Annotated in this window: 14 protein-coding genes; 10 read left to right on the forward strand and 4 right to left on the reverse strand. The window is 70.9% G+C overall.

The annotated features are described in order from the left end of the window. Window positions 1-33 precede the first annotated feature (33 nt). The 3 genes from eutC to AVTE2539_RS00350 are packed head-to-tail and all read right to left on the reverse strand — an operon-like array spanning window position 34 to window position 3,065. Window positions 34-864 (reverse strand): ethanolamine ammonia-lyase subunit EutC, encoded by an 831-nt coding sequence (gene eutC, locus AVTE2539_RS00340; protein ID WP_284407967.1) that lies wholly within the window; start codon window positions 862-864, stop codon window positions 34-36. Next, the gene (locus tag AVTE2539_RS00345) at window positions 864-2,261 is read right to left on the reverse strand and encodes an ethanolamine ammonia-lyase subunit EutB (protein ID WP_284407968.1); all 1,398 of its coding nucleotides are present in this window, start codon (window positions 2,259-2,261) and stop codon (window positions 864-866) included. The genes eutC and AVTE2539_RS00345 overlap by 1 nt, the downstream gene beginning before the upstream one ends. Before the next feature lie 27 nt (window positions 2,262-2,288). Then, window positions 2,289-3,065, reverse strand: a complete 777-nt coding sequence (locus AVTE2539_RS00350; protein WP_284405254.1) for a DeoR/GlpR family DNA-binding transcription regulator — start codon at window positions 3,063-3,065, stop codon at window positions 2,289-2,291. A gap of 415 nt (window positions 3,066-3,480) precedes the next feature. On the opposite strand from AVTE2539_RS00350, the gene AVTE2539_RS00355 reads away from it, so the two are divergent. The 10 genes from AVTE2539_RS00355 (at window position 3,481) to AVTE2539_RS00400 (ending at window position 12,619) form a co-directional block, all read left to right on the forward strand. Continuing rightward, the gene (locus AVTE2539_RS00355; RefSeq protein ID WP_284407969.1) at window positions 3,481-4,413 is read left to right on the forward strand and encodes a TauD/TfdA dioxygenase family protein; all 933 of its coding nucleotides are present in this window, start codon (window positions 3,481-3,483) and stop codon (window positions 4,411-4,413) included. 70 nt (window positions 4,414-4,483) lie between these two features. Further along, complete coding sequence (locus AVTE2539_RS00360) at window positions 4,484-5,533, forward strand: ABC transporter substrate-binding protein (RefSeq protein ID WP_502868843.1); 1,050 nt, start codon at window positions 4,484-4,486, stop codon at window positions 5,531-5,533. A gap of 8 nt (window positions 5,534-5,541) precedes the next feature. Next, entirely contained in the window at window positions 5,542-6,528 is a 987-nt protein-coding gene (locus tag AVTE2539_RS00365) for an ABC transporter ATP-binding protein (RefSeq protein ID WP_284407971.1), read from the forward strand. Beyond that, complete coding sequence (locus AVTE2539_RS00370) at window positions 6,525-7,433, forward strand: ABC transporter permease (RefSeq protein WP_284407972.1); 909 nt, start codon at window positions 6,525-6,527, stop codon at window positions 7,431-7,433. Before AVTE2539_RS00365 ends, AVTE2539_RS00370 begins: the two co-directional genes overlap by 4 nt. A gap of 113 nt (window positions 7,434-7,546) precedes the next feature. After that, entirely contained in the window at window positions 7,547-7,741 is a 195-nt protein-coding gene (locus AVTE2539_RS00375) for a DUF2905 domain-containing protein (RefSeq protein WP_272549218.1), read from the forward strand. Between the two features lie 94 nt (window positions 7,742-7,835). Further along, window positions 7,836-8,738: an amino acid ABC transporter substrate-binding protein gene (locus AVTE2539_RS00380; RefSeq protein ID WP_284405259.1), complete on the forward strand. Its 903-nt coding sequence runs from the start codon at window positions 7,836-7,838 to the stop codon at window positions 8,736-8,738. A 149-nt stretch (window positions 8,739-8,887) separates the two neighbouring features. Beyond that, window positions 8,888-9,823 carry an ROK family protein gene (locus AVTE2539_RS00385; RefSeq protein WP_284407973.1) on the forward strand — a complete coding sequence of 312 codons (936 nt, stop codon included), beginning with the start codon at window positions 8,888-8,890 and terminating at the stop codon, window positions 9,821-9,823. 150 nt (window positions 9,824-9,973) lie between these two features. Next, the gene (dapF, locus tag AVTE2539_RS00390) at window positions 9,974-10,852 is read left to right on the forward strand and encodes a diaminopimelate epimerase (RefSeq protein ID WP_284407974.1); all 879 of its coding nucleotides are present in this window, start codon (window positions 9,974-9,976) and stop codon (window positions 10,850-10,852) included. Next, window positions 10,849-11,544 (forward strand): DUF484 family protein, encoded by a 696-nt coding sequence (locus AVTE2539_RS00395; RefSeq protein ID WP_284407975.1) that lies wholly within the window; start codon window positions 10,849-10,851, stop codon window positions 11,542-11,544. The genes dapF and AVTE2539_RS00395 overlap by 4 nt, the downstream gene beginning before the upstream one ends. Before the next feature lie 67 nt (window positions 11,545-11,611). After that, entirely contained in the window at window positions 11,612-12,619 is a 1,008-nt protein-coding gene (locus tag AVTE2539_RS00400; RefSeq protein ID WP_284407976.1) for a tyrosine recombinase XerC, read from the forward strand. Between the two features lie 66 nt (window positions 12,620-12,685). On the opposite strand, the gene AVTE2539_RS00405 is transcribed toward AVTE2539_RS00400, so the two are convergent. Then, window positions 12,686-14,290 carry a methyl-accepting chemotaxis protein gene (locus AVTE2539_RS00405; protein WP_284407977.1) on the reverse strand — a complete coding sequence of 535 codons (1,605 nt, stop codon included), beginning with the start codon at window positions 14,288-14,290 and terminating at the stop codon, window positions 12,686-12,688. Between the last annotated feature and the right edge of the window lie 207 nt (window positions 14,291-14,497).

The raw sequence follows: 14,497 nt of genomic DNA on the forward strand, positions 1-14,497 counted from the left end.
GCTGCCGGCCCGTTACCCGTTACCCGTTACCCGTTACCCGTTGGCCAGCGTGCCCTTGGCCGGTGCGGCGTCCAGGGTGGCCGCATCGCTGCGGTCCTTGAGCCCGATGCCGGTGAGCCCCAGGCGCCGGGCCTCCTGGCACAGCCACCACAGGCGCGCCGCCGCCGCGGCCGGTGCCAGCCCTTCGTGCCGCACGTTGGAGATGCAGTTGCGCTGCGCATCGCTGCGGCCCACCTGCGGATGCCAGGTCAGGTAGATGCCCAGGCTGTCGGGCGAACTCAGGCCCGGGCGTTCGCCGATCAGCACCGCCACCAGGCGTGCGCCCAGCAGTGTGCCCACCTCGTCGCCCAGCGCCACGCGCGCCTGTCTGGCAATGACCAAAGGGCCGATGCGCCAGCCCTGCGGTGCCGTGCCCCGGATGGCTTGCACCAGCGGCGCGGCATGGCGTTCCACGGCCAGGGACGAGAGGCCATCGGCCACCACCAGCAGCAGGTCGCATCCCGCCTCCGGGGTGCCGGCATCGCCCTGGCGGCCCAGGCCGCGCAGGCGCTCGGCATCGGCATCGCCCAGGCGGCGGCCGAGGTCCGGGCGCAGCAGGTAGGTGGCACGGTCGGTGGCGGCGCTGGCCACTTGCAGCGGGGTGCCGCCTGACGAGGCGAGCTGCGTGGCCAGGCCTTCGGCATCGAGTAGCCGATGCACGGCATCGCGGGCCTGGGCGTGGGCCATGCCGAAGTCCAGCAGTTCGCGCGTGGGGATGGCGGTGCCTGCGCGCCCCAGCGCCAGCCGCGCCGCCGTGTGGGCGCGCAGATCGTCCCAGGGATCGGGCGGGGGGCCGGCGTCCGGGGTGGCGGGCGTGTCGGCCATCAACCGGCCCCTCCGATGCGCCGCAACTGCGCCAGCGCGGGCCGCTGCTGCGCGGCGGGCAGCAGGCGACCGGCCCCGTCGGTCAGCTGCATGCGCTGCAGCCAGGCCTCGAATTCGGGCGCGCGCCGCAGGCCCAGCACCTCGCGCAAATACAGCGCATCGTGGAACGAGGTGCTCTGGTAGTTGAGCATGATGTCGTCCGCACCCGGAACGCCCATGATGAAGGTCAGGCCCGCCACGCCCAGCAGCGTCATCAGCGTGTCCATGTCGTCCGAATCGGCCTCGGCATGGTTGGTGTAGCACACGTCGCAGCCCAGCGGCACGCCCAGCAGCTTGCCGCAGAAGTGGTCTTCCAGGCCCGCGCGGATGATCTGCTTGCCGTCGTACAGGTACTCCGGCCCGATGAAGCCGACCACGGTGTTGGTGAGCAGGGGCGAGAACGCGCGCGCCACGCCGTAGGCCCGCGCCTCGCAGGTCTGTTGGTCCACGCCGTGGTGGGCGTCGGCCGACAGGGCACTGCCCTGGCCGGTCTCGAAATACATGACGTTGTCGCCCAGCGTGCCGCGCCGGAGCGACAGGGCCGCCTCGCGCGCCTCGTGCAGCAGGGCCAGGTTCACGCCGAAACCGGCGTTGGCCTTTTCGGTGCCGGCGATGGACTGGAACACCAGGTCCACCGGCGCGCCCTGCTCGATCATCTGGATGGTGTGGGTCACGTGCGTGAGCACGCAGGACTGCGTGGGAATCCGCAGCGTGGCGATCACCTCGTCGAGCCGGTGCACCAGCCCCGTCAGGGCCGCGATGCTGTCCGTGGCCGGGTTGATGCCGATCACCGCGTCGCCCGCGCCGTAGAGCAGGCCGTCGATCATCGAGGCGGCGATACCGCGCAGGTCGTCCGTGGGGTGGTTGGGCTGCAGCCGCACGGCCAGGTGCCCGGGCAGGCCGAGGGTGTTGCGAAAGCGCGTGGTCACCCGGCACCGGCGCGCGACGGCCACCAGGTCCTGGTTGCGCATGAGCTTGCTCACGGCCGCCGCCATCTCGGGCGTGAGGCCCGGGGCTACCGCGGTCAGCAGGGCGCTGTCCGCGGCCAGCAGCCAGTCGCGCAGCCCCCCGACGGTGAGGTGGGCGATGGGCGCGAAGGCCGCGGCATCGTGCGTGTCGATGATGAGGCGGGTGACCTCGTCGTCCTCGTAGGGCATCAGCGCTTCGCTCAGGAAGCGGTCGAGCGGCACATCGGCCAGGCACATGCGCGCGGCCATGCGTTCCACGGCCGTGCCCGCCGCGATGCCCGCCAGCACGTCGCCCGACCGGGCCGGCGTGGCCTTGGCCATCACGTCGCCCAGGTCGCGGAACTGCCAGCGCTGTCCGCCGGCGGTGTGGTGGTAGCGGCTGGCGGGCATGGGGCGTCGGGGGCCTTTCGTGGACGGTCAGGCGACGATGACGTGGCTGCCGGCCGCCTGCAACGCCGACAGGCCGGGCAGCGCGCGCGAGCCCGCATCGGTCACGATGGTATCGATCTCGGGCAGGCCTGCATACACCACGCGGCTGGCCTGGCCGATCTTGCTGTGGTCGGCCAGCACGATGAGCCGCTGCGCCTGCGCCGCCATGGCGCGGGCGATGGCCGCCTCGTGGTGGTCGAAGCTGGTGGCCCCGTGCAGGCAGTGGATGCCCACGGGCGAGAGCAGCGCCACGTCGGCGCGGTAGCGGTGGATCTCGGCCACCGTGATGTCGCCGTGCGTGGCCCGCACCCCGGGGTCGGTGCGGCCGCCCAGCAGGATGACGTCGTTGCGCGCCGGGCGGCCGGCGTCGGCCCCGGCCAGCTGGAGCGCGGCGTTCAGGCTGTTGGTCACCACCGTCATGCCCGACAGGGACGACAGCTCCGCCGCCAGGAGGGTGGTGGTGCTTCCGGCATCGAGGAACAGCGTCTGCCCCGGCTGCAGCTGCCGCAGCGCGGCGCGGGCGATGGCGCGCTTTTCGCGCTCGCGCACCGCCTGGCGCACGGCCAGCGGGGGTTCGGGCGCCGGGCCGGGCGCGACCACGCCGCCGTGCACACGGCGCAGCACGCCCTGCGCCTCCAGCTCGACGAGGTCGCGCCGCACGGTCTCGCGCGAAACGTCGAGGTCCTTCACGATGCGCTCGGTGCTCACGCGGGTGAGCGTGGCCAGCAGCGTGCGGATGCGGATGAATCGTTCTTCCTGCAGCATGTCCTGTGATCCTGTCGTGTCGGTTCGTTCGCGGGTGGGGATAGCGCAGGGGCCGTGCCCGCGGTCCGGTGGTGCCGGGTGGCTCCGTTCACCCGCAGGCGCCGGTGTCCTGGAGCATCGCGAAAGAACGGGGGAGGGGGTGTGCGTGTGCGTGTTCCGTGCGGCCCCGGTCGGTGCGATGGGGGGCATGGGTGCCCAGTGTTATCTTTTGCTTGAAAGGGCACAAGCACCCAATATGCCAAGGTCAGGCGTCCGTTTCGTGACGGGTGCCAGCACTGGGCAAGCAGTGGGGGCACCGTGTCGATAGATGATTTTGTAGTTAGCAATGCATAAATCATTCGTTCCGGTTTGGAGGTGTGCTGAATAAAGTGGCAACCCAGAGGGCCCCGCCGGGCCCGTTCAAAGGTGGTTCACCATGTCGGCAGTTCTGTCCCACGCCCCGGTTTCCGCGACGGCCATCGCCCTGGACGATGATGCCGCGCCGCAGCCCTTCGACATCCGCCCGGTGGCCGGCGCCGCAGGCCCGCTGGGCGCCGAGGTGATGGGCCTCGATCTGTCCCGGCCCCTCGGCGCGCAGGACTTCGACCGCATCCACCGTGCGCACTTGGCGCACCACGTGCTGGTATTCCGCGACCAGCGCGTCACCCCGCGCCAGCACATCGATTTCAGCCGCCGCTTCGGCCCGCTGCAGATCCATGTGCTGAAGAACTTCCAACTGGCCGATCACCCCGAGATCCTGATCGTCTCCAACATCAAGGACGCCGGCGGCCAGCCCATCGGGCTGGGCGATGCGGGCCATTACTGGCATTCCGATCTGTCGTACAAGGAAAAGCCCAGCCTGGGCTCGCTGCTGCACGCGCAGGAGCTGCCCGGCGAGGGCGGCGACACGCTGTTCGCCGACCAGCACGCGGCCTACGATGCCTTGCCCCAGGCGCTCAAGAACGCCATCGCCCCGCTGTCGGCCGAGCACAGCTACCTGGCCAAGTACGAAGCGTTGCGCGCTCGCAGCCCCTGGCGCCCGAAGCTCACGCAGGCGCAGATCGACGAGGTGGCGCCTGCGGTGCATCCGGTGGTGCGCACCCACCCCGAAACCGGCCGCAAGGCGCTCTTCGTGAGCGAGCACTTCACCACGCGCCTCGTCGGCCTGCCTGACGATGAAAGCCGCGCTCTGCTGGACGAATTGTTCGCCGCCAGCGTGCGGTCCGAGTTCCTGTACCGGCACCGCTGGCTGCCGCACGACCTCGTGTTCTGGGACAACCGCTCGGTCATGCACCTGGCGGCCGGCACGCCCGACAGCGAGCGCCGCAAGCTCTACCGCACCACGGTCGAGGGCGACCTGCCGTTCTGAACGGCCGCCGCCTTCGCCCTGCGTTCCTCCCTTCCCCTTCTTCGTTGCTTCTCGCTTCTCGCGCCAGGAAATGCCCACCATGCACCAGCCTTCACGCCGCGGCATCGCCCGCCGCACCCTTGCCGCCCTGGCCGCTGCCGGCCTCATCGCCTGCGGCCTGGGGCTGCCCGCCGCTTCGCACGCGGCCGAAGGCCAGTTGCGCATCGCGCAGCAGTTCGGCGTGGTGTATCTGCTGTTGAACGTGGCGCAGGATCAGAAGCTCATCGAAAAGCACGGCAAGGCGGCGGGCATCGACATCCAGGTCGATTACCTCCAGCTGTCCGGCGGCTCGGCGGTCAACGATGCCCTGCTGTCCGGCAACATCGACATCGCAGGTGCTGGCGTGGGCCCGCTGTTCACGCTGTGGGACCGCACCAAGGGCCGCCAGAACGTGAAGGGCGTGGCCTCGCTGGGCAACTTTCCGTACTACCTGGTGAGCAACAACCCCAAGGTGAAGACGCTGGCCGACTTCACCGAGCAGGACCGCATCGCGCTGCCCGCCGTCGGCGTGTCGGTGCAGTCGCGCGTGCTGCAGATGGCCTCGGCCAAGCTCTGGGGCGACAAGGAGTTCAACCGCCTGGACAAGATCCAGGTGGCCCTGCCGCACCCCGATGCCGCCGCCGCGATCATCAAGGGCGGCACCGAGATCACGGGCCATTTCGGCAATCCGCCGTTCCAGGAACAGGAACTGGCCGGCAACCCGGCCGCGCGCATCGTGCTCAACTCCTACGACGTGCTGGGCGGGCCTTCGTCGGCCACCGTGCTGTACGCGACCGAGAAATTCCGCCGCGAGAGCCCCAAGACCTACAAGGCGTTTCTGGATGGCCTGGACGAGGCCGCCAAGTTCATCACCGCCCACCCCGAGAAAGCGGCGGACATCTACCTGCGTGTGACCGGCGCCAAGACCGACCGGGACCTGCTGCTCAAGATCATCAAGAACCCGGAAGTCCAGTTCAAGGTGCGACCCGAGAACACGCTGGGCATGGGCCAGTTCCTGCACCGCGTGGGCGCCATCAAGAACGCGCCGACCACGCTCAAGGACTATTTCTTCGAAGACGCCCACACCGCGGGCGGCAACTGAAGCGCGCCATGCGGCTGGGACCCCTTCCCCCCGCGCTGATGGAGCGCCTGGAGCCCGAGACCGGCGGCGCCGGCGGTGGCGTGGCCCCGGCGGCCGGACCGCTGCCCAGCCGCGCGGCGGACCCGTCGGCGCTGCTGCACGTGGAAGGCGTGAGCATCGACTACCGCACGCGCGACACCGTGGTGCGTGCCACGCACCGGGTGGATTTCCAGGTGCATGCGGCCGACCGCTTCGTGCTGCTGGGCGCTTCGGGCTGCGGCAAATCGACGCTGCTCAAGGCCATTGCAGGCTTCATCCCGTCGAGCGAAGGCCGCATCGTGCTCGACGGCCAGCCCGTCACGCGGCCGGGGCCCGACCGTGTGGTGGTGTTCCAGGAGTTCGACCAGCTGCCGCCCTGGAAGACCGTGCGCGAGAACGTCATGTTCCCGCTGCTGGCCGCACGCCGCGCCAGCCGCGCCGAGGCCGCGGAGCGCGCGGCGCTCTACCTCGACAAGGTGGGGCTGTCCCGATTCGCCGATGCGCACCCGCACCAGCTGTCCGGCGGCATGAAGCAGCGCGTGGCCATCGCCCGCGCCCTGGCCATGCAGCCGCGCGTGCTGCTGATGGACGAGCCCTTCGCCGCGCTCGATGCGCTCACGCGCCGCCGCATGCAGGAGGAACTGCTGGGGCTGTGGGACGAGTTCCGCTTCACGCTCATCTTCGTCACCCATTCCATCGAAGAAGCGCTGGTGGTGGGCAACCGCATCGCCATCCTGTCGCCGCACCCGGGGCGGCTGCGCGCCGAGGTCAACTGCCACCAGTTCGGGCTGCACAGCCTGGGCGGCACGGCGTTCCAGGCCACGGCCCAGCGCATCCACCGGCTGCTGTTCGACGAGCCGGCGCCCGGTGGCGGCGCGGCCGGGCCGGTGCAGGCCGAGGTGCAGGCGCACGAGTGGGCAGTGCCTTCCGCCGCGGCGCGGCCGATCGGCGGCCTGCCTTTCCAGATTTCCGTATGACCGCTGCCCTCACCCCTTCCGTGGATACCGCGCCCCGTGCGCGGCCCGAGCCGCCCGTGCGGCCGGAGTTCGAATGCCCGCTCGCGCCGCTCGAAGGCATTGCGCCCCAGCAGCCGCTGCCGCTGTTCGCCCGCGTTTGGCAGCAGCAGGCCGTGCGCCGGCTCGCCATCCTGGCGGTGCTGGCCGTGCTGTGGGAGCTGCTGGCGCGCTGGCAGGACAACGATCTGCTGCTGCCCACGTTCGTGCAGACCGCCCGGGCCCTGGTCGAGGGCCTGGCGTCGGGCGAGCTGCTGGCCAAGGCCGCGATCTCGCTGTCGGTGCTGCTCAAGGGCTACCTGGCCGGCATCGCGGGGGCCTTCGTGCTGACCACGCTGGCGGTATCGACCCAGTTCGGGCGCGATCTGCTGTCCACGCTGACCGCCATATTCAACCCGCTGCCCGCGATCGCGCTGCTGCCGCTGGCGCTGCTGTGGTTCGGCCTGGGGCAGGGCAGCCTGGTCTTCGTGCTGGTGCACTCGGTGCTGTGGCCGCTGTCGCTGGCCACCTACGCGGGCTTTCAGGGCGTGCCCGAGACCCTGCGCATGGCCGGGCGCAACTACGGCCTCACGGGCATCCGCTACGTGCTGCAGATCCTGGTGCCGGCGGCGCTGCCGTCCATCCTGTCGGGCCTGAAGATCGGCTGGGCCTTTGCCTGGCGCACGCTGATCGCCGCCGAACTGGTGTTCGGCGCGTCGTCGGGCAAGGGGGGGCTGGGCTGGTACATCTTCCAGAACCGCAACGAGCTCTACACCGACAAGGTGTTTGCCGGCCTGGCGCTCGTGATCCTCATCGGGCTGCTGGTGGAGACGCTGGGCTTTCACACGCTGGAGCGACTGACGGTGCGCCGCTGGGGCGTGCAGCGCTGACTGAACGGCCCGCTGCACTGGGCGCGCGCGGGCGGGGGCCATGCCCCTGGGCTTTCAGGGCCCGGGCCGGCCGATCCGGGGCCGAAAAGCCGCAAGCCCTACACTTGCAGCCCATGTTTCGCTGGCTGATCGTCGTTTTTCTCGCGCTGGTGCTCATCAACGGCCTCACGCCGCTGCTGCAGCGCCTGGGGATGGGGCGTCTGCCGGGGGACTTCCGGTTCCGTCTGTTCGGTCGCGAGTGGTTCATTCCACTCACCAGCACGCTGCTGCTCAGCGCCTTGGCGAGCCTGATCGCCAAGTGGGTGTGAGGCCCGCGCGTCGCCTGTCACGGATTTTCCATCTGCCCTTGTCACACTGGGCGCGCCCGATGTCCCGGCCGCCCCTTTGAAAGTCGTTTTTCCCATGTTCCGCTCCATTGCCCGGCTGCTGCCGCTGCTCGCCTGCGCCATCGCGCCGTTTTCCGCCATGGCCCAGGGCCCGGCCAACACCTTGCAACGCATCCAGGAAACCCATTCCATCACCCTGGGCGTGCGCGAAGCGGCCTGGCCGTTTTCGTTCCTGGACGACAAGAAGGCCCCCGCGGGCTACTCCGTGGACCTGTGTCTGGCTGCGGTCGATGAGATCAAGCGCACGCTCAAGCTCAAGGAGCTGGACGTGAAATACAAGGTGGTGAGCGGCACGGAGCGCATCCCCAAGCTGGAAGCCGGCGAGATCGATCTCGAATGCGGCTCCACCACCAACACCAAGGCGCGCCAGGATCGCGTGGCGTTCAGCAACACCGTCTTCGTGGCGGGCATCCGCGTGCTGGTGCCCAAGGGGGTCAAGATGGATGTGCTGCAGGACCTGGCCGGACTGCCCGTGGCAGTGAGCAAGGGCACGACGTCCGAAAAGCTCCTGACCCAGCTCGCCGTCAACGAGGTGAAGATGCAGCTCAAGGTGTTCGCCTCCGACACCGAGGCCTACAAGGCCTTGCAGGACGGCACCGTGCGCGCCTATGCCAACGACGATTCGCTGCTGCTCGGCATGGCCGCCAAGAACAAGGCCGCGGACAAGGTGGAGCTGAGCAAGTTCGTGCTGTCCGTGGAGCCCTACGCCATCATGATGCGCAAGGGCGATACCGAGCTGGGCGCCGTGGTGGACCGCACGCTGAACCGCCTGTTCTCGAGCCGCGACATCGACCCGCTGTACAAGAAATGGTTTGCCACCGAGCAGTTCAACCTGCCCATGGCGCGCCTGAGCCGCGAGAGCTTCAGCCGCCCGAACAAGGAGCCGGGCGTGGCGATGGTCCTGGGCTACTCCATCTGAGGCCCCCGCCAGGCGCGCCGGCGGTCGGCCCTGGCCTACATGCCGCCGCCGCCGCCCCGCCGATACTGGCGGGCAACGCCTGCGTCCGTTGACCGCCGCCGCCCTTGCGGGCCGGCCGGGCCCAGGCCCTGCACGAACGCGAGGTGGTAATGAGAGCATGCATCGACATCGGCGGCACGAAGATCGCCGTCGCCCTGGCGCCCGCGGGCACCGGCCTGGCCGAACTGGTGGCGCGCCGCACCGAGCCCACCGCCAAGACCGGCGCACCCGACGCCCTGGCCCGGCAGGCCCTGCGCATGGTGGACGAGGTCTGCGCCGAAGCAGGCATCACCCGCGCGCAATTGCAGGCCACCGGCGTCTCGGCCTGCGGCCCCTTCGCGCTGCGCGACGGCCAGGTGGAGCTGGCCACCCCCAACATCTGCGGCGGCCTGGCCGGCCCCGGGCGCGACGCGCCGAACGACTGGATGCAGATCCCCCTGCAGGCGCCGCTGGCGGCCGCGCTGGGCACGGTCCATGCGCAGAACGATGCCGTCGCCGCGCTGCTCGCCGAGCGCCGCTGGGGCGCGCTTCAGGGCCTGGACCACTGCGCCTACGTGACCTGGAGCACCGGCGTGGGCGTGGGCCTGTGCGTGGACGGCCGGGTGCTGCGCGGCAAGAACGGCAACGCGGGCCATGCGGGCCACAGTTTTTCCAGCGACGGGCCGGGCGATGCCCTGTGCGGCTGCGGCAACGTGGGCGACGTGGAGTCGCTCGTGGCCGGCAGCTCGATGCCGCGCCGCTTCGGCCACGACGCCGAACAGCTGGTCGATGCGGCCAAGCGGGGCGATGCCGCCGCGCACGCCGCGGTCGCGGGCATGTGCCGCGTGCTCGGCCGCATGCTCTACAACCTGGTGGCCACGCTGGACCTGCAGCGCATCAGCCTCGGGGGCAGCGTGTTCCTGCACCACCAGGACTACCTGCTGCCGCCGCTGCAGGCCGAGGTGTCGGCGCACCTGCCGGCGCTCACGGCCGGGGTGCGGCTGGTGCCGGCCGGCCTGGGCCTGCAGGTGGGCGACTATGCGGCGCTGGCGGTGGCAAGCGGCTGAGATGGATCGGCCTTCAACCGCCTTGCTCCGTTGGTTCGTCTGGCCGGGCTCCCGCACTGTCGGCGGCTTCCCGCCGGGTGGTCCGGCGGAAGGCCAAACCGCATGAACCGTTACATGGCGGCCCGGTCGGGGGGGCGATAATCCGGCCCCATGCACATCCGCTTCACCAAGATGCAGGGCGCGGGCAACGATTTCGTCGTGATCGATGAAACCCAGGGCCGCCTCGGCCTCACCGCCGCGCAGTACCGCTTCCTGGGCGACCGCCACTTCGGCGTGGGCGCCGACCAGATCCTCACCGTCCGTCCCTCGCCCGCCGAGGGCATCGACTTCGAATACGTCATCCACAACGCCGACGGCGGCGAAGTGGAGCAGTGCGGCAACGGCGCGCGCTGCTTCGCCCGCTTCGTGCGCGACAAGGGCCTGACCACCCGCGACCGCATCCGCGTGCGCACCCGCGCTGGCGACATCGCCCCCGAACTCACCCCCGACGGCCGCGTGACGGTGGACATGGGCCGCCCGGTGCTCGATCCCGCGCGCGTGCCGTTCGACACCACGGGCCTCACCCCCATCATGCAGGGTTTGGGGCAAAAATGGCCTCTAGCGCATGATTCACTAGGGCGTAATGCTATTGTTTTTGTAGCAGTCGTTTCCATGGGCAATCCGCACGCGGTGCAGCTCGTGGACGACGTGGACACCGCGCCCGTCGCGCAGACCGGCCCGCTCATCGAGCGCCATGCGCGCTTTCCGCAGCGCGTGAACGCGGGCTACCTCCAGGTCGTGGACCGCACCCGGGTGCGCCTGCGCGTGTACGAGCGCGGCGCCGGCGAGACGCTGGCCTGCGGCACGGGCGCCTGCGCCGCCGTGGTGGCGGGCATCCGCCTGGGGCTGCTCGATGCGCGCGTGGACGTGCAGACGCGTGGCGGCCTCCTCACCATCGCCTGGAGCGGCGGCGACACGGACCCGGTCTTCATGACCGGTCCCGCCACCACCGTCTTCGAAGGCCAGATCGACATTCCCGACACACCATGACCATTCCCCACAGCACCCAGGTTCCCCCCATCACCGAAGACGACATCGCCGAGTTCCTGGCGCAGACGCCGGGCTTTTTCGAGCGCCACGCCGAGGTGCTGGCCAGCGTGCAGATCACCAGCCCCCACGGCCAGCGGGCCGTGAGCCTGCAGGAGCGCCAGGCCGAGATGCTGCGCGAGAAGATCAAGGGCCTGGAGCAGCGCATCATGGAAATGGTGCGCAACAGCAACGAGAACGCCGCCATCGCCCACAAGATCCACCGCTGGACGCGCGAGCTGGCCGAGGCCCGCAACCCCTCCAGCCTGCCGCACGTGGTGGAGGAGGGCATCCGCCGCCTGTTCGACGTGCCCCAGGCCGCGCTGCGCCTGTGGGACGTGGCCCCCACCTATGCCGGTGCGGCCTACGCCCAGGGCGCGAGCGAGGATGCGCGGGCCTTCGCCTCGTCGCTGACCATGCCGTTCTGCGGGCCCAACCTGGGGTTCGAGCCCACGGCGTGGCTGCCCGATGCATCGCAGGTGCAGTCGCTGGCCCTGCTGCCGCTGCGCGAAGGCGCGATCGACAGCACCGAGCCGGCCTTCGGTCTGCTGGTGCTGGGCTCGGCCGATCCGCACCGCTTCGATGCCGCCATGGGCACGGATTTTCTCGCCCGCATGGCGGAGCTGGCGAGCGGCGCGCTCTCGCGCCTGCGCTGAGCGGCAGCGCCGGCCCTTTGCCCGCCGGCGCCTTCTGCCTTTCTTTTCCCCTGCATCGCCGCCTGCCATGACCGAACCGGTGCCCACCGCCGATGCCGAGCCGGCATCGGCCGCCACCGCGCCCACCGATCCGGCGGTGCTGCGCTACCTGGAGCACGTGCGCGTGGAAAAGCGCCTGGCCGCCCGCACCCTGGCCCTGTACACGCTGGACCTGCAAAAGCTCGCCCGCTTCGCCGAAGGCGCGGGCGTGCCGCTGCTGGGCCTGGCCACCGCGCACATCCGCCGCTTCGTGGCGCAGATGCACAGCGGCGGGCGCAGCGGGCGCGGCATCGCGCTCATCCTCTCGGGATGGCGCGGGTTTTTCACCTGGGCCGGGCAGCAGGGCCTGGTGCCGCACAACCCCGTGCAGGGCGTGCGGGCGCCGCGCGCGCCCAAGCCGCTGCCCAAGGCCCTGCCCGTGGACGACGCGGTGCGCCTGGCCGAGTTCGAGCACGCGGGCGGCGACCCCTGGCTGGAGGCGCGCGACGCCGCCATGGTGGAGCTGCTCTACGGCTGCGGCCTGCGGGTGGGCGAGCTGGTGGGGCTGGATGCCGCGCCCGGCCCCGACACCCAGCGCCAGGGCCGCGGCTGGGTCGACCTGGAGGCCGGCGAGGCGCATGTGTTCGGCAAGGGCTCCAAGCGCCGCAGCGTGCCGGTGGGCACGGCCGCGCTGGCTGCGCTGCAGGCCTGGCTGGCGCAGCGCCCGCAGCCTTTCGGCGGCGCTGCGTCGGCGCGGCTGGATGCGGCGCTGTTCGTGGGCCAGCGCGGCCAACGGCTCACGGCGCAGTCGATCTGGCTGCGCCTGCGCCAGCGCAGCCAGCAGGCGGGGCTGACCACGCCCGTGCACCCGCACATGCTGCGCCACTCGTTCGCCAGCCACCTGTTGCAGTCGAGCGGCGACCTGCGCGCGGTGCAGGAGCTGCTCGGGCACGCCAACATCACCACCACGCAGGTCTACACGCGGCTCGATTTCCAGCACCTGGCCAAGGTGTACGACGCGGCCCATCCACGGGCCCGCAAGAAACCCAGCGACTGAGGGGCCGACCGCTGGCGCCGGGCCTGGAGGCCGGCGGCCGGCGGCCGGCCGCGGGGCGGGGCGGGATCAGCCACGCACCAGGCGCCGCGGGATGCGCGGGGCCGCCAGGACGGGGTGCTGGGGCAGCTTGAAGGCCGCCACCGAGGCCAGCAGTTCGCGGGCCCGGCTGCTCAGGGCAGCGGCGGCCGCGGCCATTTCCTCGACCATGGCGGCGTTGTGCTGGGTGGTCTGGTCCATCTGCGTCACGGCGCCGTTGATCTGGTCCACGCCCTCGCTCTGCTCGCGGCTGGCGGCGGTGATCTCGCCAACCAGGCCGGTCAGGCCGCCGATGCTGCTCACCACGCTGCCCATGGTCTGGCCTGCGCGGTCCACCAGGGCCGTGCCCGCGTTCACGCGGTCCACGCTGGCGGTGATGAGGCCCTTGATCTCGCCGGCCGCCTGTGCCGCGCGCTGCGCCAGGTTCCGCACCTCGCCCGCCACCACGGCGAAACCCCGGCCCTGGTTGCCGGCGCGGGCCGCTTCCACGGCGGCGTTCAGCGCCAGGATGTTGGTCTGGAAGGCGATGGAATCGATCACACCGATGATGTCCGCGATCTGGCGGCTGCTGTCGTTGATGCCGCGCATGGTCTGGATCACGTCCGACACCACCGCGCCGCCCTCGCGGGCCACGGCGGACGCGGTCTGCGCCAGCTGGTCGGCCTGCCGCGCGCTGTCGGCGTTGTGGCGCACGGTGGCGCTCAGCTGCTCCATGGACGCCGCCGTCTGCTGCAGCGCGCCGGCCTGGCCCTCGGTGCGCGCCGACAGGTCGCCGTTGCCCTGGGCGATCTGCGCCGCAGCGGCCGAGACGCTCTCGGCGCCCTCGTGGATGGCGGTCACCACGGTCGCGAGGTGATCGCGCATGTGGCGCAGTTGCGCCATCAGGCTGGTGTCGTCGCCGGGGGCGAGGGCGATGGCCACGGTGAGGTCGCCTTGGGCCACGCTGCGCGCCAGGGCGGCGGCGGTGGCGGGCTCGGCGCCCAGTTCGCGCAGGATGCTGCGCGCCACGAGGTAGCCGAAGCCGAGCGCGGCCAGCACGCCCGCCGCCACGGCCACCACGATCCCCAGGCGGGTGTCGGCAAAGGCCACCTCGGCGGCTTCGTAGTCGGCCTGCGCCGTGTCCAGCTGCACCTGCGTGAGGGACGACAGCACCGTCTGCAGCGGGTCGAGCGCCGGGTACATCTCGCGGGCGGCGAAGGCGGTCAGCCCCGGGATGTCGCCGGCGTGCAGCAGGCCTTCGAGCCGCGCCACCGCCGCATCGGCGGCCAGTTGCAGCGGGCGAAATTGCGCGACCAGCCGGCGCTCCTCGCCGATCAGCGGGGCGGACAGGTAGGCCGACCAATGGGCGTCGATGTCCTTGCGCGCGCTGGCGATCGAGTCGAGGCCCTGGCGGGGCGTCATGGCGCCGTCGCGCACCTTGTGCGCCGTGTCCACGACGTTCACGGCATAGGCGTCCGCCACGATCTTGATCTGCTTGAGCGGCACGACACGGTCGTGATAGACCGACACGAGTGCGGCATTGGAGCCCGCCATGCCCAGCAGGCCGGCGGTGCCGACGCCGGCGGCGAGCAGGCACAGGAGGGCCAGGAGCAGGGCCAGGCGGGTGGCGACTTTCAAAGGACCGAAGTGCAGCATGTGGTGTTTTCTCCCTGAAATTGTTGGAATGCTTGGTGCTTGGATGTGCGTCTCCTGCCAGGGGGCTGGAGATGGGGTGGATGGTAGGAATCTGTGAGCGGATGTTTCTCAACAATGCTCAAATGTTGCTTTGCGTCCTCCCGGCCCGGCCGCGTGCCACCGGGCCCGCGCCATGGCTTTCGCCGGGGCGGCGCACGGGCATCGCAC

Origin of the sequence: Acidovorax sp. SUPP2539, assembly GCF_030158975.1 — a bacterium.
GTDB lineage: Bacteria > Pseudomonadota > Gammaproteobacteria > Burkholderiales > Burkholderiaceae_C > Paracidovorax.